The following is a 21,580-nucleotide window of genomic DNA, read 5'->3' on the forward strand; positions in this document are numbered from 1 at the left end:
GCCCGTCCGGCGGGGGTCGCGTCGTGTCACCAGCGGGCGGGCGGGGGCGGCGGCACCACGGGCGGCCGGTCGTCACAGGTGACGGTGTTCGGCAGCAGCCACGGAGCCAGCCAGCCGCCGTCGTTGCCGCCGAGGTCGGTCAGGCCGAACTCCGACCCGGCCGGGGTGAAGTGGAACGACCCGCAGTTGTTCACGCCCACCGCGCCCACGTTGCGGGCGTCGACGTTCGCGAAGCTCGCCCCGCCCGCCGTACGCGCGCTGACCACCGACGTCCCGGCGCCGTCGACCCGGATGTCCCGGAAGCGGACGTTGTCGATGCGGACGCTGTCCTTCACCGGCCAGTCGCTGACCAGCATGATCGCGTTGTAGGTGCTGTCCAGGTACGCGTCGCCGGTCACCTGGATGTCGGCGGCGTCGATACTGCGGTCCAGCGCGTAGAACCAGATCGCACCGAGGCCGATGTTCCAGTTCAGGTCGTACGTGCCGGCCCGCACAGTGGTGTTGCCGGTGATCCGCAGCCGGCCGGTGAACGGCTCGGCCCCGAACCGGGAGCCCACCTGGATCGCGCTGCCCTCGCGTACCGGGTCGGCGATCAGGTTGTGCGCGACGGTCAGGTCGGCGCCGCCGTACAGCGCGATGCCGTTGGCGAGCACCGGTGACTGCACGGTGTTGTACGCGAACGTGTTCGACGCGTTCGCAGTGCCCTCCGACCACATCGCCAGCGCGTCGTCGCCGCTGTTGCGGACCACCGAGTTCGTCACCGACGAGTGGGTGACGCCGGTGTGGAAGTTCAGCCCGTCGGCGATCTGGTCGGCGATCACCGTGTCGGTGACCCGCAGGCCGGTCATCGGCCCGTCGAACCACATGCCGACCTTCGTGTGGTGCAGGTAGAGGCCGTCGATCGTGCTGTGGCTGAGCGCCCCGCCGACGGCGTTGACCTGGTCGGTGTCGATCCGCTCCCGTACGTCGCCCTCGACGGCGAAGCCGGACAGGTGCACGTCGCTGCTGCCGCCGTCCGCGGCGTCGCGGCCGTAGAAGCCGACGCCCGTGTGGCGGGAGCCGTCGGGGGCGGGTGTGTCCAGCTCGACCTCGCGTCCCCGCACGATCGTGTACCAGCTGCCGGCTCCGGCGATCGTCACGTCGTCGACGACTATGTGCCGGTTGACCTGGTAGGTGCCGGGCGGCAGGTAGAGCGGGCGGTCCGCCCGGCGGGCGTACGCGATCGCGCGGTCGAACGCGTCGGCGGACTCCCGGCGGCCGGTCGGGTCGGCGCCGAAGGACAGCGCGTTCACCGCGCGGGGGACCACGCGGGGCGGCGCGACCAGGTGCGCGTCCACCAGGTCGATCACGGTCCACGCGGCGGCGGTGCCGCGCGGCGCGGTCAGCCGGACCACCTCGCCGGCCCGGTGGGTCCGGCCGAGCAGCATCCGCTGCTCGTCGTAGAAGTGGTGCGGCCGGAACGGCTTGCTGATCACCGGCGCGGGCGTGGTGGCCGCCGGGACGCAGGAGCACTCGGTGATCCACCAGTCCGGGTGCAGCAGGTCGGCGCCGGGGTCGTTGGTGAACGGGTACTGGTTGTAGAGCCAGGCGTACTGCGAGGTCAGCGTCATGGTGCGAGCGGGCGCGTGCCCGACGGACACCCGCAGCGGCGCGGTGATCCCGCCGCCACCCGGCGCGTCCGGGATGCTGTAGCGCACGGTCAGCGCGTTCGTGGGCCGGGGGAGCGTGAGTTCGACGTACTGACCGGGAAGCAGGCGTACGGCCCGGCGGCCGGACGCCTCACCGGCGAGTGTGTACGCCGACCGGTCCGGTCCGATCACGGCGCCGGTGGTCCGGCCGTTCTCCGCCTCCTGCTCGACGTAGTCCACCGTCGCGCCGCGACCGGCCACGAGCGCGGGGTCGAGCCCGGCGCGGGTCACCACGGGAGCCGGTCCGCGCGGCGGGCCCGCCGTGGCGGCGCCGGGCGGTACGAGCAGGGCGGTGGCGACGACCAGCGCCGTGAGGATCCTCGGCACGCTCCGCGACATCGGAGCACCCACTTTCTCGGGGGACGGGTGGCCTCGGCGGCGCAGGCCATCGACAAGGTTCCTCATGTTATTCCGGTGCTCTGTTGTCTTTCAAGCATCAATCTGCTCGCATCTTTCGGACCGACTGCCACCGATCGTGGCAAGAACTGACCGCTCGGGCTGTTCATTTCTTGCAAGAATTCGACGTACGATTGCCGCCGTGACGAAGCGCCTGACCGAGGTGGCCCGCAAGGCGGGCGTCAGCGAGGCGACAGTGAGCCGGGTGCTCAACGGCCGCGGCGGCGTGTCCGAGGCGACCCGGACCGCCGTGCTGACCGCCCTCGACGTGCTCGGCTACGAGCGCCCGACGAAGCTGCGCGGCGAGCGCGCCCGCCTGGTCGGCCTGGTGCTGCCGGAGCTGCAGAACCCGATCTTCCCGGCGCTGGCCGAGGTGGTCACCGGCTCCCTCGCCCAGCGCGGGTTCACCCCGGCGCTGTGTGCCCGCACCATCGGCGGCGTGCCGGAGTCCGGGTACGTGGAGATGCTGCTGGACCACCAGGTCAGCGGCGTCATCTTCGCCGGCGGCTCGTACGCCCTGGCCGACGCCTCGCACGAGCACTACCGGCGCCTGACCGACCGCGGCCTGCCCGTGGTGCTCGTCAACGCCGGCGTCGAGGAGCTGGGCTTCCCGCGGGTGTCCACCGACGACGCGGTCGCCGTCGAGCAGGCGTACGGGCACCTGCGCTCCCTCGGCCACGAGCGGATCGGCATGGTGCTCGGCCCGGCCGACCACGTGCCCTCACGCCGCAAGCTCGACGCCATGATCCGGGCCGCCGGCTGGGGTGAGGACCGGTCCCTGGTGGAGCGGTCCAGCTTCTCCATGGAGGGCGCGCGGGTCGCGGCCACGAAGCTGATCGAGCGCGGCGCCACCGGGATCGTCTGCGCCAGCGACGTGCTGGCCCTGGGCACCATCCGGGCCGCCCGCCGCCTGGGCTGCGCCGTACCGGCCGACGTCTCGGTGGTCGGCTTCGACGACTCGGCGTTCATGACCTGCACCGATCCGCCGCTGACCACTGTGCGACAGCCGATCGAGACGATGGGCCAGGCGGCCGTGGACCTGCTGGTGACCCAGATCGAGGGTGCCGGTGTGCTGCACGACGAGCTGCTGTTCGAGCCCGAACTGGTGGTACGCGGCTCCACCGCCCCCGCCCCTCGCCGCTGACCCCGGGCGGTTCCACCCGCCTCCCTCTCGCGCGTCCCTCCCCGGTCCCGGGTGGACGCCTCATGCCCGCAGCCGGGTGAACCCGCGCATCCTCTTGCGCGAAAGTCGAGTTCTTGCATTCCTGAGTCCGCATCTTGCTGACCTCGCATCGCGTCGTTACAGTGACTCCACTCACACCTGACCCGGGGCGCGGTTTCCGGAGGCAGGGCGCGCGCCGGTTGCCGTTCCCCCACCGGAGGCAGCCGCGCGGTCACCGCACATCAGTGAAGGCCATGGATACACCCGTTCCCGAAGGGATGGACAGATGTCCGTACCGCAGTATCGGAAGGTCGCGGCGCTCGCGCTCGCGGCCGGCCTCGGGCTCAGCCTTGCGGCGTGCTCCACCAAGAGCGACGACAGCAGCGACGCCGGCGGCAAGGTCACCATCACCGTCGACTGCCAGCCGGTCGGCGCGCAGAAGGAGCTGCTGAAGAACTGGAACGACGACGTCGCCGAGTTCCAGCGGCAGAACCCGGACATCGTCGTCAAGAGCGTCAGCGTCGGCGAGCAGTGCAACAACCCGCCGGACTTCACCGCCCGCCTCGCCGGCGGCACAGTCACCGACGTGTTCTACGGCTACATGACCGACCTCCAGCAGGTGCTGGACTCCGGCCAGGCGATGGACATCGGCCAGTACGCCACCAAGGACACCATCCCCACCTGGGACAGCGTCGACCCGGCGCTCAAGGAGGTCTTCACCGACGGCGGCAAGCTCTACGCGGTACCGGTGAAGAACTACTCGATGGGCCTGATCTACAACAAGGCGCTGTTCCAGCGGGCCGGGCTCGACGTGAACAACCCGCCGAAGACCTGGCCCGAGGTGCGGGCCGCGGCCAAGAAGATCTCCGCGCTCGGCGACGGCGTCGCCGGGTACGCCGAGTACAGCGCCGGCAACACCGGCGGCTGGCACTTCACCTCCCTGCTCTACTCCCAGGGCGGCCAGGTGCTCAGCGCCGACGGCAAGAAGGCCGACTTCAACAACGCGATGGGCAAGCAGGTCCTGCAGAACCTCAAGGACATGCGGTACGGCGACAACAGCATGGGCAGCCGGCAGCTCCTCCAGTGGGGTGACCTGCTCACCAACGCCGGCGCCGGCAAGGTCGGCATGTTCATCGGCGCGCCGGACGCGACCCAGGCGATCGTCAGCCAGTTCCAGGGCAAGTACCAGGACTGGGCGATGGGCCCGCTGCCCGGCCAGGACGGCCCGGCCAAGGCCACGCTCGGCGGCGGCGAGGGCTACTTCTTCAAGAAGGGCCTGAGCCCGGAGCAGGTCAAGGCCGGTCTGAAGTGGCTCGCCTACCAGAAGCTCACCCCTGGCAAGGGCCAGTTCGACTACGTGCGCGCCAAGCCGCAGAACTACCCGGTCGGCCTGCCGCAGCCGCTGCTCTTCTCGAACGGCAGCGACGCGCAGAAGCAGGAACTGGAGCTGCGCAAGGCCAACGCGAACGTGGACACCACGAACTTCGCGGTCTTCGAGGCCAACCCGGTGCCGATCAAGGGGGAGCCGCGTAACGCCCAGGCCGTCTACGCGGTGCTCGACGCCGCGATGTCCGGGGTGCTGACCAACCCGAACGCGAACATCGACGCGCTGCTCAAGACCGCCGAGGACAAGGTCAACCAGCTGCTGGCCGCGCAGAGCTGACCCGACCGGAGGTGGGGCCGCGCACCGGCCCCACCTCCCCGAGCACCGCAGGAGTCGCCTTGGCGCTCACCACCGCCCCCGGCGCCACCCGCCGTCCCGGTCCCGCCGCGCCGACGCCGTCGCGTACCGCCGGACGCCGCGCCGGCCTCGGCCGCAAGGTCCGGGACAACCTCACCGGGCACACGTTCCTCATCGGCGCCGTCGTGTGCTTCGCCGTCTTCTCTTGGTACCCGATGGTCCGCGGCGTCGTGATGAGCTTCCAGCGCACCCGCCGGGGCGAGACCACCTGGGTGGGCTGGGACAACTACAGCCGGATCATCGCCGATCCGAGCTTCTGGACCGCCTGGAAGAACACGTTCGTCTTCACCGGCCTGGCGCTCGTGCTCGGTTACCTGGTGCCGTTCTTCGTGGCGATCCTGCTCAACGAGCTGCGCCACGCCAAGGGCTACCTGCGGGTGCTCGTCTACCTGCCGGTGATGCTGCCGCCGGCGTCCGCGCTGTTCCTGTTCAAGTTCTACGCGTACGACCCGAGCGAGGCGGGGCTGTTCAACGCGATCCTCACCGCGCTGGGACTGCCCACGTCGGAGTGGATGCAGTCGTCCACGATGACGATGCCGGCGATGGTGATCGCGTCGACCTGGATGAACATGGGCGGTGCCGTGCTGATCTACCTGGCCGCGTTGCAGAACATCCCCGGCGAGCTGTACGAGGCCGCCGAGATCGACGGCGCCGGGGTGTGGCGGCGCATCCTGCACGTGACAGTCCCGCAGACCCGGCTGATCCTCGCGCTGCTGGCGATGCTCCAGATCGTCGCCACCATGCAGCTTTTCATCGAACCGCTGATCCTCGCCAACGGCGCCGGTACGCAGGACTCGGCGACCTCCGTGGCGTACCTGATCTACCAGCACGGGTTCTTCCAGAACGACCTCAACGGCGCGGCCGCGCTCGGCGTGATCATGCTGGTGGTGCTGGCCGGGTTCTCCGCCGTCTACCTGCGACTGACCGCGAGACAGGACTAGGACATGGCCGCCGACACCACCACCCGGACCCTCATCTCCCACGCCCAGCTGCGCCGCGGTCGCGGCCGCGTCCTCTACTGGGTCGTGCTCACCGTGGTCGTGGCCGGGTTCACGCTGGTGTTCCTCGGCCCGCTGTACTGGATGGTCACCGGAGCGCTGAAGTCCGGCCAGGAGATCGCGCAGACACCGCCGTCGCTGTTCCCGCGCGACCCGCAGCCGGGCAACTACGTCGACGCCTGGACCAACCTGGACCTGGCGAAGCTGCTGTTCAACACGTTCTACTACGCCACCGGCGCGGTGGTGTTCCAGCTCGTCTTCGACACCGCGGCGGCGTACGCGCTGTCGAAGCTGCGCCCGGTGCTGGGCACGCTGATCCTCGGCATGATGCTGGCGACGCTGATGATCCCGGCGATGGTGCTCATCGTCCCGCAGTACGTCACGGTCATCGACCTGCCGATCGTGCACGTCAACCTGCTCGACTCGCCGTTCGCGATCTGGCTGCCGCTGGTGGCGAACGCGTTCAACATCTTCCTGCTGAAACGGTTCTTCGACTCGATCCCGGAGGACCTGATGGCCGCCGCCGTGATGGACGGCGCCACCCCGCTGCGCACGCTCTGGTCCATCGTCCTGCCGATGTCCCGCCCGATCCTCGGCGTCGTGGCGATCTTCGCGGTGACGGCGGTCTGGAAGGACTTCCTCTGGCCGAAGCTGGTCATGCCGTCACCGGAGACGCGGACCGTCAGCGTCGGCATCTACGCCTTCGCCGGCGGCACCCCGATGAACGTCGTCGTCGCCGCGTCGGTGATCGCCGCGATCCCCACAGTCGTGCTGTTCCTGATCTTCCAGCGCAACATCATGTCCGGCCTGACCACCGGCGGCCTCAAGGGCTGACCGGGCGCCGCCGCCCGCCGCCGGGCGCAGGCCCGCCGGCAGGCCGTAAGCCCGCCGCACCCCCGCCGCCGCAGAACCGACCCCGCAGAAAGCAGGTGCCCGTGTCCATGGCCGACAACAGCCCGTGGTGGCGCTCCGCGGTGATCTACCAGGTCTATCCGCGCAGCTTCGCCGACGGCGACGGCGACGGGATCGGCGACGTCGCCGGCATCCGCTCCCGCCTGGATCACCTCGCCGCGCTCGGCGTCGACGCGATCTGGTTCAGCCCCTGGTACCCGTCGCCGATGGCCGACGCCGGCTACGACGTGTCCGACTACCGCGACATCGACCCGGTCTTCGGCACCCTCGCCGAGGTGGAGGCGCTGATCGCGGAGGCACACGCGCTCGGCATCCGCAGCGTCGTCGACGTGGTGCCCAACCACTGTTCCGACGCGCACCCCTGGTTCCGGGCCGCGCTCGCCGGCGGACCGGGCGCGCCCGAGCGGGACCTGTTCTGGTTCCGCGCCGGCCGGGGACCGGGCGGCGACCTTCCGCCCACCGACTGGACCGGCGAGTTCGGCGGCCCCACCTGGACCCGCACCACCGACCCGGACGGCACCCCCGGCGACTGGTACCTGCACCTGTTCGCCCCGCAGCAACCCGACTTCAACTGGGACCACCCCCGGGTCCGCGCCGAGTTCGAGGACATCCTGCGCTTCTGGTTCGACAGGGGCGTGGACGGCATCCGCATCGACTCGGCCGGGCTGCTCGTCAAGGACGGCACGCTGCCCGAGGTCGGCCCGGACCGGCCACACCCGTTCCGCGACCAGGACGGCGTACACGACGTCTACCGCGCCTGGCGGCGCATCGCCGACTCGTACCCGGGCGGGCGGGCCCTGGTCGGCGAGGTGTGGCTGCCCGACCGGCAGCGGTTCGCGAACTACCTGCGCCCGGACGAGCTGCACACCGCGTTCAACTTCGACTTCCTCGGCTGCGCCTGGGACGCCACGGCGCTGCGGGAGAGCATCGACGGCACGCTCGCCGCGCACGCCCCGGTCGGTGCGCCGGCCACCTGGGTGCTGTCCAACCACGACGTCACCCGGCACGTCACCCGGTACGGCCGCGCCGACACCCGGTTCAGCTTCGCCGCCAAGCGCGAGGGCATCCCCACGGACCTGGAACTGGGCACCCGTCGCGCCCGGGCCGCCGCGCTGCTGTCCCTCGCGCTGCCCGGCGCCGCCTACGTCTACCAGGGCGAGGAACTGGGACTCTGGGAGGTCGAGGACATCCCGTACGAGCTGCGGCAGGACCCGATGTGGGAGCGGTCCGGGCGGGTCGACCCCGGCCGCGACGGCTGCCGGGTGCCGCTGCCCTGGCAGGGGGACACCCCGCCGTTCGGGTTCAGCCCCGACGGTGCGGCCGCCGCGCCCTGGCTGCCGCAACCGGCCGACTGGAAGGACCGCACGGTCCGCGCCCAGACCGGCGACCCGCACTCGATGCTGGAGCTGTACCGGGCCGCGCTGACGCTGCGCCGCGCCGAACCCGGGCTCGGCGACGGCACCCTGACCTGGCTGCCCGCACCGGACGGGGTGCTGGCGTTCGCCCGCGAACCCGGCTTCACCTGCCTGGTCAACCTCGGCGGCACAGCGGTGCCGCTGCCCGCGCACGACCGGCTGCTGCTCGCCAGCGGCCCACTCGACGACGACCGGCTGCCACCGGACACCGCGGTCTGGCTGCGTACCCGATCGGCCTGACCGCGGCGCCGGCGGTCCCGTCCCGCCGCCGGCGCCGCGCCACCGGCGGCCCGTTCCGGCCGCCACCACGTGACACACCTGGGGAGGAGGAAGGAGAGGCAACGCCGCACGGGGGGATCTGGCCACCGACGAAAGGGAGCACACCCCGCATGGCCGAGCACCGCACCCCGCACCGCCACCGCAGCACCGGCGTGGCCGCCTTCGCCGCCGCCGCGCTCGCCGCCTCGACACTCGTCGTCGTGGCGCTCACCACGACCGCCACCCCGGCGCGCGCCGCCGGACTGTCCCCGTTCGACATCACCGGACGCGGCGCCACGGTGCCGTTCCGGGAGCAGGAGGCCGAACAGGCCGCCCACACCGGCACGAAGATCGGCCCCGACCGGCGCTACGGCACGCTGCCGTCCGAGGCGTCCGGCCGGGAGGCGGTCACGCTCGACGCCGTCGGCGAGTACGTCGAGTTCACGCTCACCGCCCCGGCGAACGCGGTCACGTTCCGGTACAGCCTGCCGGACAACGCCGCCGGCACCGGCCGCGACGCCACCATCGACCTGCGCGCCAACGGCACACTGGTCAAGGCGGTGCCGGTCACCTCCCGGTACGGCTGGTACTACGGCGGCTACCCGTTCAACAACAACCCGGGCGACACCAACCCGCACCACTTCTACGACGAGACCCGGACCATGTTCGGCACCACCTACCCGGCCGGCACGAAGATCCGCCTCCAGGTCTCCTCGACCGCCCAGTCGCCCACGTTCACCATCGACCTGGCCGACTTCGAGCTGGTCGGCGCGCAGATCACCAAGCCGTCCGGCGTGCTGGACGTGGTGACCGACTTCGGCGCCGACCCGACCGGCGCCACCGACTCGACGGCGAAGTTCCAGGCCGCCGTGGACGCCGGCAAGGCGCAGGGCCGGGCGGTGTGGATCCCGGCCGGCACGTTCACGCTCTGGGACCACGTGGTGGTCGACGGCGTGACGCTGCGCGGCGCCGGCCCCTGGTACTCGGTCCTCGGCGGCCGGCACCCCACCGACCGCAAACGCGCCGCCGGCATCTACGGCAAGTACGTGCCGGGCGGCGGCTACTCCGGCGAGATCCGCCCGCACGAGGCCGGCGGGCCCAGCCGCAACGTCACGCTGCGGGACTTCGCCATCATCGGCGACATCCGGGAACGCGTCGACGAGGACCAGGTCAACGCCATCGGCGGGGCGATGACCAACTCGGTGGTGGATAACCTGTGGTTGCAGCACACCAAGGTCGGCGCCTGGATGGACGGGCCGATGGACAACTTCACGATCCGCAACAGCCGGATCCTCGACCAGACCGCCGACGGGGTGAACTTCCACTGGGGCGTCACCAACTCCACAGTCACCAACACGTTCGTCCGCAACACCGGGGACGACGCGCTGGCCATGTGGGCGCAGAGCGTGCCGAACGTCGACAACTCCTTCACCCGCAACACCATCGGCGTCACGATCCTGGCGAACCACCTGGTCACCTACGGCGGGCGGAACATCACCATCGCCGACAACGTCACAGCCGACTCGGTCACCAACGGCGGCGGCATCCACGTCGCGAACCGCTATCCGGGCGTCACCGGGCCGACCGCCGTGGCCGGAACCATCACGGTCGCCCGCAACACGCTGATCCGTAACGGCAACTCCGACTACAACTGGCAGTTCGGCGTGGGTGCGATCTGGTTCTCCGCGCTCAACGAGCCGATCCAGGGCGCCGCGATCAACGTCACCGACACCGACATCCTGGACAGCTCGTACGCGGCGCTGCACTGGATCGAGGGGCAGACCAGCGGCATCTCGTTCGACAACGTGCGCATCGACGGCGCGGGCACGTACGCGCTCCAGGTGCAGGCGCCCAGCCAGGTCAGGTTCACCAACGTGCGCGCCACCGGCATCGCGCAGTCCAACCCGATCCACAACTGCGTCGGCAGCGGCTTCCAGATCACTCAGGGCGCCGGCAACTCCGGCTGGTACACGCCCACCCCGTACTGCGGGCCGTGGCCGCAGCCGCAGTGGGGCAACGGCCCGTCCAGCCCGCCACCCACCAGCCCGGCGCCGACCACGGCAGCGCCGACGACGGTCCCGCCGACCACCGCGCCGCCGACCACGCCGCCGCCGGCCGGCGGCAACCTGGCCCTGGGCCGGCCGGCCACCGCCACCAGCACCACCCAGACGTACGCCGCCGGCAACGCCGTCGACGGCAACCCGGCCAGCTACTGGGAGAGCGCCAACAACGTGTTCCCGCAGTCGCTCACCGTCGACCTCGGCGCGTCCCGCACCGTCGACCGGGTGGTGCTCAAGCTGCCGTCCGGCTGGGAACGGCGTACCCAGACGCTGTCGGTGCTCGGCTCCACCGACGGCTCCTCGTACAGCACGCTCGCCGCGTCGGCGGGCCGCGTGTTCGACCCGGCCGCCGGCAACACGGTGTCGATCGCGCTGCCGTCCGGCGACCGGCGGTTCGTCCGGGTCACAGTCACCGGCAACACCGGCTGGCCGGCGGGTCAGCTCGCCGAACTGGAGGTGTACGGCGGCGGCACCACCACACCGCCGCCCACCACGACTCCGCCACCCACCACCGCGCCGCCGGCCGGGAACCTGGCGGCGGGGCGGCCGGTCGCGGAGACCAGCCACGCCGACGTGTACGGCGCCGCCAACACCGTCGACGGCAACGCGAACACCTACTGGGAGAGCGCCAACAACGCCTTCCCCCAGTCGGTGACAGTCGACCTGGGCAGTGTCCGGCCGGTCGCCCGGGTGGTGCTGAAGCTGCCCCCGTCGGCGGCCTGGCAGACCCGCACCCAGACCGTTTCCGTGCTCGGCTCCACCGACGGCTCGTCGTTCTCGACGCTCAAGGCGGCGGCGGGCTACACGTTCGACCCGGCGGGCGGCAACAGCGTGTCGATCGCGCTGCCCGCCGGTGACCGCCGCTTCGTGCGGCTGACCTTCACCGGCAACACCGGCTGGCCGGCCGGCCAGCTGTCCGAGTTCGAGGTGTACGCCTCCTGACCCGGCGCGGCGGGGACCGGCCCGGTCCCCGCCGCGCCACCGCACCCCCACCCCCGAACGCCTCTCCACCTCCCCCGGGAAGAAGGTGTCCGTCCACCATGTCCAGACTCCGTACCGGAATCGTCGCGGTGCTCGCCGCGGTCGGCCTGGTCGTCACCGCGGCCCCCGCCCCACCGGCCCTCGCCGCCGGCGGCCCGAACCTCGCCGCCGGGCGCACCGCCACCGCCAGCAGCGTCAACGGCCCCTACGTCGCGGCGAACCTGACCGACGGCAACCAGGGCAGCTACTGGGAGAGCAGCGGCGCGCTGCCCCAGTGGGCGCAGGTCGACCTCGGCACCAGCCGCGCCGTCGACCAGGTCGTGCTCAAACTCCCGGCCGCCTGGGAGGCGCGCACCCAGACGCTGTCGGTGCAGGCCAGCGCCGACGGCAGCGGCTTCACCACAGTCGTCGCCGCGGCGGGCCGCTCGTTCAGCCCGGCCGCCGGCAACACCGTGACGCTCGGCTTCACCGCCACCGACGCGCGCTACCTGCGGGTCGTGATCACCGCGAACACAGGCTGGGCCGCCGGGCAGCTCGCCGAGCTGGAGGTGTACGGCGCGGCCACCTCCTCGACCAACCTGGCGCTCGGCCGGACCATGACCGAGAGCGGCCACGCCGACGTGTACGGCGCGGGTAACGCCAACGACGGCAACGCGGCCACCTACTGGGAGAGCCCGAACAACGCGTTCCCGCAGTGGATCCAGGCCGACCTGGGCGCCGCCACCAGCGTCAACCGGCTGGTGCTGCGGCTGCCCTCCGGCTGGGGCGCGCGCACCCAGACGCTCACCGTGCAGGGCAGCACGAACGGCTCCACGTTCGGCACGCTCGTCGGGTCCGCGCCGTACGCGTTCGACCCGGCCGGCGGCAACACGGTGACTGTGACAGTGCCCACCGCGTCCACCCGGTACGTGCGGCTGCTGTTCACCGCCAACAGCGCCTGGCCCGCCGGGCAGCTCGCCGAACTGGAGGTGTACGGCCCGGCCACCGGCGACACCCAGGCGCCGAGCGCGCCCGGCAACCTCGCGTTCACCGAGCCCGCCACCGACCAGGTGCGGCTGACCTGGACCGCGTCCACCGACAACGTCGGCGTGACCGGTTACGACGTGTACGCCAACGGTGTGCTGCGCACGAGCGTCGGCGGGTCCACGCTGACGTACACCGACACCCAGCCCGCCGGGACCACAGTCGCCTACTACGTGCGAGCGCGGGACGCGGCCGGGAACGTGTCGGCGAACAGCAACACGGTGACCCGTACCGGCAACACCGGGGACACGGTCGCGCCCACAGCGCCCGGCAACCTGGCCTACACGCAGCCAGCCAGCGGGCAGATCCGGCTGACCTGGACCGCGTCGACAGACAACGTGGGCGTCACCGGCTACGAGGTGTACGCCAACGGCACGCTGCGCACCACAGTGAGCGGGTCCACTCTGACCTGGACCGACAGCCAGCCGGCCAGCGCCACCGTCTCGTACCACGTGCGGGCCCGCGACGCGGCCGGGAACGTGTCGGCGAACAGCAACACGGTCACCCGCACCGGCAGCGGCACCGGCGGCACCAACCTGGCGGCCGGCAAACCCGCGACCGCGTCGTCGATGGTGCACGTGTTCGCCGCCGCCAACGCCGTCGACAACGACGTCACCACGTACTGGGAGGGCGCGCCCGGCGCGTACCCGAGCACGCTCACCGTCGCGCTCGGCGCCAACGCGAGCATCAGCGCCGTCGTCGTGAAGCTCAACCCGGACCCGGCGTGGGGCGCGCGCACCCAGACGTTCCAGGTCCTCGGCCGGGAGCAATCCGCATCCGGGTTCACCAGCCTGGTCGGCTCCGCGACGTACTCCTTCAACCCGAACAGCGCCAACACGGTGACCGTCCCGGTCTCCGCGACCGCCGCCGACGTCCGGCTCCAGTTCACCGCGAACTCCGGCTCCTCCAACGGGCAGGTCGCCGAACTCCAGGTCATCGGCGTTCCGGCACCGAACCCGGACCTCACCGTCACTGCCGTCACCGCGTCGCCGTCCGCGCCGGTGGAGACCGACACGATCACGCTGTCCGCCACCGTGCGCAACGCCGGCACCGCGGCCTCCGCCGCCACCACTGTCAACCTCTACCTGGGTACGGCGAAGGTCGGCACCGCCGCCGTCGGCGCGCTCGCCGCAGGCGCGTCGAGCACCGTCTCGGCGAGCATCGGCGTACGCGACGCCGGCAGCTACCCGCTCACCGCGAAGGTCGACGAGTCGAACACGGTGATCGAGCAGAACGAGGCGAACAACTCCTACACCAGCCCGACCCCGCTGACTGTGAGCCCGGTCGCCAGCTCGGACCTGATCGCCTCCGCTGTCACCTGGTCGCCCGGCACGCCGAGCGCCGGCGCAGCCGTCTCCTTCGCGGTGACGCTGCGCAACCAGGGCACCATCGCGTCGGCGAGCGGCGCGCACGGCATCACCCTGACGGTGCGCGACCAGTCCGGCGCCGTGGTCCGCACGCTCACCGGCTCGTACAGCGGCACGATCGCCGCCGGTGCCACCGCCGGCCCGGTGTCGCTCGGCACCTGGACCGCCGCCAACGGCCGGTACACGGTGCGGGTGGTGCTCGCCGACGACGCCAACGAACTGCCGGTCAAGCGGCAGAACAACACCAGCGAGCGGTCGCTGTTCGTCGGCCGCGGCGCCAACCTGCCGTACGACGCGTACGAGGCCGAGGACGGCACGACCGGCGGCGGCGCGCAGGTGATCGGCCCGAACCGCACCATCGGCGACCTCGCCGGGGAGGCGTCCGGACGCCGCGCGGTCACGCTCGACACCACCGGGGCGTACGTCGAGTGGACCACCCGCTCGGCGGCCAACGCCCTGGTCGCCCGCTACTCCATCCCGGACGCACCGGGCGGCGGCGGGATCGACTCGACCATCAACGTCTACGTCAACGGCGTGCTGCACAAGCCGATGAGCCTCACCTCCAAGCACATCTGGCTCTACGGCGCCGAGGCCGGTCCGAGCGACTCGCCGAGCGCCGGCGCGCCCCGGCACCTGTACGACGAGGCGAACGTGCTGCTCGACTCCACGATCCCGGCGGGCAGCCGGATCCGGCTCCAGAAGGACCCGGCGAACAGCACCACCTACGCGATCGACTTCGTCGACACCGAACTGGTGTCGCCGCGCGCCAACCCCGACCCGGCCCGCTACAAGGTGCCGGCCGGGTTCAGCCACGCCGACGTGCAGAACGCGCTCGACGCGGTCCGGATGGACACCACCGGCACCCTGGTCGGCGTCTACCTGCCCGCCGGCACGTACGAGACCGCGCAGAAGTTCCAGGTGTACGGCAAGGCGGTGAAGGTCGTCGGCGCCGGCATGTGGTACACCCGGTTCCAGACGCCGCGCAACCAGCAGAACACCGACGCCGGTTTCCGGGTCGAGTCCTCGGCCGGCGGCTCCACGTTCGCCCACCTGGCGTTCTTCGGCAACTACACCAACCGGATCGACGGTCCCGGCAAGGTGTGGGGCGAACTGAAGGACGTGGACGACCTGACACTCGACAGCGTCTGGGTGGAGCACACCGTCTGCGCGTACTGGGGGGTGAGCGTGGACGGGCTGACCATCAGGGACAGCCGGTTCCGCAACACCTTCGCCGACGCCGTGAACATGACGAACGGCAGCACCGGCAACCTGGTCACCAACTCGGAGGGCCGCTCCAACGGCGACGACGCGTTCGCGCTGTTCTCCGCCACCGACCAGGGCGCATCCGGCGGCAACCACGGCAACGTGTTCGAGAACCTCACCGCCACGCTCACCTGGCGGGCGGCAGGGCTGGCCGTGTACGGCGGGTACGACAACGTGTTCCGCAACCTCTACATCGCCGACCAGCTCACGTACTCGGGCATCACGATCAGCTCGCTGGACTTCGGCTACCCGTTCGTCGGGTTCGGCGCCAGCCCGCCCACCCGGTTCGAGAACATCTCGCTGATCCGCTCCGGCGGGCACTTCTGGGGCGCGCAGACGTTCCCGGCGATGTGGTTGTTCTCGGCGTCGAAGGAGTTCCGGGGCATCCGGGTGACCGACGTGGACATCGTCGATCCGACGTACTCGGGGATCATGTTCCAGACCAAGTACAACGGCAGCCAGCCGGAGAACCCGATCACCGACACGGTGCTGACGAACGTGTCGATCTCCGGTGCGCGGCGCAGCGGTGACGCGTTCGACGCGAAGTCCGGCTTCGGCATCTGGGTCAACGAGATGCCCGAGGCCGGTCAGGGCCCCGCGGTCGGCGCGGCCACATTCACCAACCTCCGCCTGACCGACAACTTCCAGGACATCAAGAACACCACAAGTACATTCACCATCACCCGCAACTAACCCCGCCCTAACCCCCGCCCCCGCCCCCTCCGCCCTCGCGATCTTGCATGTTCGGCCCCTTGGATGCCGGATTACTCCTGGTATGCGGGGTGCCAAACTGCAAGATCGCGGGTGTGGGGGTGGGGGAGGGTGGTGGACAGGCGGCGGATGGCCTCGTCCATCTGCTCGGGTGGGGCGGCGGCGTAAGTGAGGCGCAGGTGCGGGGCGGGGGGTTCGGCGGCGTGCCAGGGGCGGCCGGGGAAGACGGTCACCCCTGCTGCCGCGGCCGCAGTGGTCACTGCTACGTCGTCGGTGCCGTCGGGCAGCCGTACCCACAGGTGCAGGCCACCGCGCGGGACGTCGCGCGGGGCCAGCGACGGCAGGTGCCGGTCCAGCGCGGCGAGCAGCGCCTCCCGGCGGGCCCGCAGTTGTACGCGCAGCGTGCGGCGGTGCCGGTCCCAGGCCGGCGCGGTGAGGAACTCCACGGCGGCCTGTTGCAGCGGCCCGGCGACGAAGAGGTCGTCGAGCAGCCGGGCGGCCCGCAGCCGTGCCCTGGCCGGTCCCCGCGCGCCGATCGCGGCGATCCGCAGGCCGGGTGCTGTGGACTTGGTGAGTGAACGCAGGTAGACGACGTGCCCGTCCGGGTCGTCGGCAGCCAGGGGTGGCGGTGCCTCGCCGTCGATGGCGAGGTCGCGGGCGTAGTCGTCCTCGACCAGGAACGCCCCGGCCTCGCGGACCGCGTCGGCGACCTGGGCGCGCCGTGCGGGGGAGAGCGTCGCGCCGTGCGGGTTGGCGTACAGCGGCTGGCAGTAGAACAGGCGGGCGCCGGTGCGGGCGAACGCGGCGGCGAGCTGGTCGGGGCGTACCCCGTCGGTGTCGGCGGGGACGGGCACCACGCGCAGCCCGGCGGCGCGCGCGGCGGCGAGCGCGCCCAGGTAGGTGGGGGACTCGACCAGGATCGTGTCGCCGGGGACGGTGAGCGCCCGCAGCGTGGAGGAGAGCGCGGCCTGCCCGCCCGGGCAGATCACCATGTCCTCGGCGCGCAGGCCGCCACCCGCCTCGCGGGCGAACCAGGCGCGCAGGTCGGCGCGTCCCTCGACCGGGCCGCGCTGCCACGCGGCCGGCTGCCGGGCCGCGCGGGCGAGCGCCGCACCGAGCGCGGCGGCCGGCTGGAGATCCGGGTCCAGGTAGCCGCCGGTCAACGGGATCGCGCCCGACGGCGGTAGCGCCAGCAGCGCCTGCATCTCCTCCTCGCCGCCCCGCCGCGAGCCGAGCGCGACGGTCTGCCACGACAGGTCCGCCCGCGGTGGGCCGGCGCGCCGGGCCGCCACGTACGCGCCACGGCCCGGACGTGTCTCGACCAGCCCATCCGCGACGAGCCGCCGGGTCGCCTCGGCGACCGTCACGGGGGAGACGTGATGGTGCGTGGTCAGCTCCCGCACCGACGGCAGCCGCGTGCCGGGCGCGGCGTCGGCCGCCAGCGCACCCAGATGCCGGACCACACGGTCGATAGCGCTACCATCATTCATGACAGCACAGAGTAGCGCTACTGCCCCGACCACGGTAACGGTGAGACCGGGCGCCGGGATCGCCCTCGGCGCGCTGGGCGTACTGGCCTTCAGCATGTCGCTGCCGGCCACGCGCGTCGCGGTGCACACGCTCGACCCCTGGTTCGTCGCGTTCGGACGGGCCGTCGGCGCGGCGCTGCTCGCGTGGGCCTACCTGCGGCTGACCGGTGCGCCGCGCCCCACCCGGGACCAGTGGCGACGGCTGTCGATCGTCGCGCTCGGCGTCGTGGTCGGCTTCCCGCTGTTCACCTCGCTGGCGCTCACCACGCAGACGTCCGCGCACGGCGCCGTGGTCGTCACCGTGCTGCCCGCCATGACCGCCGTGTTCGCGGTACTGCGCGCCGGCGAACGGCCGCCGCCGCTGTTCTGGATCGCCGGTGCCGCCGGCCTGGTGCTGGTGCTCGCGTTCCTCGCCGCGAGCGGCGCGGTGAGCGGCGCGCTGTCGGCCGCCGACGTGTTCCTGCTCGCCGCCGTGGTGCTCTGCGGACTCGGGTACGCCGAGGGTGGCCGGCTCGCCCGCGACCTCGGCGGCGCCCGGACGATCTGCTGGGCGTTGCTGCTGTCGCTCCCGGTCACCGTGCCGGTCACTGTGGTGGCCGCGCTCGTCCACCCGCCGCGGGGCGGCGTCGCCGCCTGGACCGGGTTCGGCTATCTCACAGTGGTGTCGATGTTCCTGGGCTTCTTCGCCTGGTACGCCGGGCTGGCCCGGGGCGGCATCGCCAAGGTGGGCCAGATCCAGCTCGTCCAGCCGGTACTCACGCTGATCTGGTCGGCGGTGCTGCTCGGCGAGGCGGTCACGCCCGGCGCGCTGGTGGTGGCGGGCGCGGTGCTCGCCTGCGTCGTGCTCATCCAGCGCACCCGGGGCGGCGCCACACCGGCGCGCACCCCGGGCGAGCCGGCCGCGGCAGGACGGCGCACCCCGGGCGAGCCGTCCTCAACAGGCCGCGATCGTGCCGGTCACGCTGGAGACGTACGCGTGGCTGACGAAGTGTCCTGACGCGAGGCGGTTCCACTGGCTGGTGGTCCGGTACGGGCCGCTCACCGACTGGCCGGTGACCGCGCACTCGATCGGCACGTCGGCGTAGGTGGCGGCCAGGCCGACGACGGGATTGCCCGTGCCGGGGCCGGACCGGATGTTGAGCGGGCCGCTGCCGATCCGGCCCCGGGTGCCGGTGCCGGTCCAGAGGTAGGCGACGTCGACCCAGGCGTTGTCGGTGAGCAGCAGGCCGTCCCAGAACGTGCCGTCGGCGAGGTCGATGCCGGCCGGGCTGCCCACCGTGCGCCCGAACTGGTCCCGGCCGCCGTTGTAGCCGCTCTGGTACGCGGCCTGCGCCTCGGGCCGGCCCTGCGGCAGGTCCTTCCACATCTCCCGGACACCGCCGGGGTTCCAGTAGTCGTCCCTGGTGTTCTACGGCCCGATGTCCCAGACCGGCGCGTACTCGCAGCGGCTGCGGGTGGTGGTGCAGACCCGCACGGTGTAGTCGCCGGTGTTCTTCGGCGCGAGGCCGCGAGCAGACGGCAACGCGACGAAGTGGTCCCGCGAGACGATCACGTGCCCGTTGGCGGTGGTGCCGCCGACCAGGCCCTCGCGGGTGGCGTACACCCGGTAGGTGAGGCCCGGGGTCGCGGCCGTGACGGCGGCGACCGAATCGGCGACGAGCAGGACCGCGCGCACTGCGGGCGCGGTGGACGGCCGCTCGGCGGTGAGGGCCACCCGGATCTGCACCCGGGTGACGGGCTGGTCGAAGACGGCCTGGCCGGAGACCGACCGCCACTCGGTCCACGCGCCCGATCGCCAGCCGCGTGCCGCCACCTCGACGGTGCCGGTGCCGGTGGTCGCGTCGACGTCGGCCCGGACCCGGTTGGCCGGCGCGGCGAGCGGGTGGGGCGCGGTGACGAGCATGCCCCCGGCCGTCTGCCGGCGCTGGGCGGCCGGTCGGCTCGCCGTGTCGGCGAGGCGTAGCCCGGCACCGGTCCAGCGGACGCCGACGTCGTCGGCGTCGACGACGGTGAGGTCGGCGGTCCACGCGTTGCCGGTGGCTGCCGGTTCCGCCGGGGGTGCGGCGGGCGCCGGGGAGACGGCCAGGACGGCGGCGAGCGCGCCGGCGACAGCGGCCGGCAGGGTCCTGCGGAGGTGGGGCATGGCGCTCCTCGTGCGGGCGGAAAGTAGACAAACATCGATCTGCCGGGTGAGGTGCAGGCAATCACCGATCGCGCGTCCCGTCAAGCAGGCGTCCGCGGCCTCCGGCCGCCCGGAGTAGTGCAAAAAACCTGCAAACGCCAGCTCTTGCTTTCCTGGAAAGCGCTTTCATACGATTGCGTCACATCGATGTTTCATGTGCGGGCCGGGCATCGCAGATGAACGACATTCGCTGGCGACGCGCCTGATCGCGTCGCGGCTCCTCATTATTCCCATTCGGTGACTGCCGCTGCTCGGCGGCAATTCCCGCATGCTCGAAAAGGAATGAGGCGACATGAGAAGACCAGTCTCGCTGCGACTCCACGCGGCACTGGCCACGGCGGTCGTGGGTATCGCCGTCGCCGTGGTGCTGCCGTCCCCGCAGGCGTCGGCGGCGGCCGGCAGCGCCACCGGCTACGCCACCCAGAACGGCGGCACCACCGGCGGTGCGGGCGGGCAGACGGTACGCGCCACCACCGGCACCGCCATCCACGCCGCGCTCTGCGGCCGGGCCAGCAGCAGCACCCCGATCGTCATCGAGGTGACCGGGACCATCAACCACGGCAACACCAGCAAGGTCTCCGGGTCGAGCTGCAACACCGCGGACGGCGTGATCGAGCTGAAGCAGATCAGCAACGTCACCATCATCGGGGTGGGCGGCGGCGCCGTCTTCGACCAGCTCGGCATCCACATCCGCGACTCCCGCAACATCATCGTCCGGAACGTGACGGTGCGGAACGTCAAGAAGTCGGGTTCGCCCACCTCCAACGGCGGCGACGCGATCGGCATGGAGAGCAGCGTCCGCAACGTGTGGGTCGACCACGTGACGCTGGAGGCGTCCGGCGGGGAGTCGGAGGGCTACGACGGCCTGTTCGACATGAAGGACGACACCCAGTACGTGACGCTGTCGTACAGCATCCTGCGCAACTCCGGCCGGGGTGGCCTCATCGGATCGAGTGAGAGCGACCGCGGGAACGGCTACATCACGTTCGAGCACAACCTGTACGAGAACATCGACTCCCGGACGCCGTTGCTGCGCGGCGGCATCGCCCACATGTTCAACAACCACTACAACGGGCTGCACGAGTCGGGGATCAACTCCCGGGCCGGGGCGCGGGCCAAGGTGGACAGCAACTACTTCCGCAACTCCAAGGACGTGCTCGGCACGTTCTACACCAGCGAGCGCGGCACCTGGCAGGTCAGCGGCAACATCTTCGACAACGTGACCTGGTCCTCGCCCGGCAGCGACAACTACCCGGCGGGGCCGAACGTGACCTCGACGACCACGGTCAGCGTCCCGTACTCGTACCGGCTCGACGCGGCGAGTTGCGTGCCGGACATCGTGCGGCAGACGGCGGGCGCCAACACCGGCCTGCGGGTCTCCGACGGCAACTGCACGCCGCAGTCCCCGGCACCCACCACGCCGGGGCCGACCACGCCCGCCCCCACCGCGCCGCCGCCCGGGACGACCACTCCGCCGCCGTCCGGCGGGACCAACCTGAGCCTGGTCTCCGGCGCCGGCGCGGACGGGTCCAGCAAGGCCGACGGCACCAGTTACGGCAACGTGCGCGACGGCAACCCGAGCACGTACTGGTCGCCGTCCGGGTCGACCGGCACCGTCTCGATCAAGTGGGGCTCGGCCACCACCGTGTCCCGCGTGGTCATCCGCGAGCCGTCCGGCACCTCGGGTTCGATCGGGTCGTGGCAGCTCGTCAACAACGACACCGGCGCGGTGCTCGCCTCCGGCAGCGGGGCCGGCCAGATCACCTTCGGCGCGACCTCACTGAAGAAGATCAACTTCAAGATCAACAGCTCCGGCGGTACGCCGAGAGTCGGCGAGTTCGAGACGTACGCCGGTTAGCAGGCGTGACGAGCGGGGGCGGCCGATCGGCCGCCC

General features: G+C 71.8%; 13 protein-coding genes. 9 read left to right on the plus strand and 4 right to left on the minus strand.

Annotation, left to right across the window (positions count from 1 at the left end):
• Window positions 1-26: 26 nt before the first annotated feature.
• Complete coding sequence (locus O7622_RS18650) at window positions 27-2,027, minus strand: glycosyl hydrolase family 28-related protein (protein WP_282309437.1); 2,001 nt, start codon at window positions 2,025-2,027, stop codon at window positions 27-29.
• 199 nt (window positions 2,028-2,226) lie between these two features.
• Between O7622_RS18650 and O7622_RS18655 the strand changes: the two genes are divergently transcribed.
• The 7 genes from O7622_RS18655 to O7622_RS18685 all read left to right on the plus strand — a co-directional run bounded on the left by O7622_RS18655 (window position 2,227) and on the right by O7622_RS18685 (window position 15,957).
• Window positions 2,227-3,228, plus strand: coding sequence for a LacI family DNA-binding transcriptional regulator (locus O7622_RS18655; RefSeq protein WP_135239990.1), 1,002 nt, complete (start codon window positions 2,227-2,229; stop codon window positions 3,226-3,228).
• A 304-nt stretch (window positions 3,229-3,532) separates the two neighbouring features.
• Entirely contained in the window at window positions 3,533-4,909 is a 1,377-nt protein-coding gene (locus O7622_RS18660; RefSeq protein ID WP_282309438.1) for an extracellular solute-binding protein, read from the plus strand.
• Between the two features lie 59 nt (window positions 4,910-4,968).
• A complete protein-coding gene (locus tag O7622_RS18665) occupies window positions 4,969-5,928 on the plus strand; it encodes a sugar ABC transporter permease (RefSeq protein ID WP_282309439.1) in 960 nt (319 codons plus the stop codon).
• Window positions 5,929-5,931: 3 nt separating this feature from the next.
• Window positions 5,932-6,819: a carbohydrate ABC transporter permease gene (locus O7622_RS18670; protein ID WP_282309441.1), complete on the plus strand. Its 888-nt coding sequence runs from the start codon at window positions 5,932-5,934 to the stop codon at window positions 6,817-6,819.
• Window positions 6,820-6,926: 107 nt separating this feature from the next.
• Complete coding sequence (locus O7622_RS18675; RefSeq protein ID WP_282314177.1) at window positions 6,927-8,552, plus strand: glycoside hydrolase family 13 protein; 1,626 nt, start codon at window positions 6,927-6,929, stop codon at window positions 8,550-8,552.
• Between the two features lie 149 nt (window positions 8,553-8,701).
• Entirely contained in the window at window positions 8,702-11,572 is a 2,871-nt protein-coding gene (locus tag O7622_RS18680) for a discoidin domain-containing protein (RefSeq protein WP_282309442.1), read from the plus strand.
• Between the two features lie 98 nt (window positions 11,573-11,670).
• Window positions 11,671-15,957, plus strand: coding sequence for a discoidin domain-containing protein (locus O7622_RS18685; RefSeq protein ID WP_282309444.1), 4,287 nt, complete (start codon window positions 11,671-11,673; stop codon window positions 15,955-15,957).
• A 71-nt stretch (window positions 15,958-16,028) separates the two neighbouring features.
• Here the strand turns inward: O7622_RS18685 and O7622_RS18690 are convergent, their stop codons facing one another.
• Entirely contained in the window at window positions 16,029-17,465 is a 1,437-nt protein-coding gene (locus tag O7622_RS18690) for a PLP-dependent aminotransferase family protein (RefSeq protein ID WP_282309445.1), read from the minus strand.
• Window positions 17,466-17,505: 40 nt separating this feature from the next.
• Here O7622_RS18690 and O7622_RS18695 point away from each other — a divergent pair, with 40 nt between their 5' ends.
• Window positions 17,506-18,501 (plus strand): DMT family transporter, encoded by a 996-nt coding sequence (locus O7622_RS18695; protein WP_282309446.1) that lies wholly within the window; start codon window positions 17,506-17,508, stop codon window positions 18,499-18,501.
• Here the strand turns inward: O7622_RS18695 and O7622_RS18700 are convergent.
• Both O7622_RS18700 and O7622_RS18705 read right to left on the minus strand, forming a co-directional pair.
• The gene (locus O7622_RS18700) at window positions 18,439-18,870 is read right to left on the minus strand and encodes a hypothetical protein (protein ID WP_282309447.1); all 432 of its coding nucleotides are present in this window, start codon (window positions 18,868-18,870) and stop codon (window positions 18,439-18,441) included. The two genes, O7622_RS18695 and O7622_RS18700, sit on opposite strands and share 63 nt — an antisense overlap.
• A 42-nt stretch (window positions 18,871-18,912) precedes the next feature.
• Window positions 18,913-19,647, minus strand: a complete 735-nt coding sequence (locus O7622_RS18705) for a hypothetical protein (protein WP_282309448.1) — start codon at window positions 19,645-19,647, stop codon at window positions 18,913-18,915.
• Window positions 19,648-19,978: 331 nt separating this feature from the next.
• On the opposite strand from O7622_RS18705, the gene O7622_RS18710 reads away from it, so the two are divergent.
• Window positions 19,979-21,544, plus strand: a complete 1,566-nt coding sequence (locus tag O7622_RS18710; protein WP_282309449.1) for a pectate lyase — start codon at window positions 19,979-19,981, stop codon at window positions 21,542-21,544.
• Window positions 21,545-21,580 lie beyond the last annotated feature (36 nt).

Source organism: Micromonospora sp. WMMD1076 (genome assembly GCF_029581475.1).
GTDB lineage: Bacteria > Actinomycetota > Actinomycetes > Mycobacteriales > Micromonosporaceae > Micromonospora > Micromonospora aurantiaca.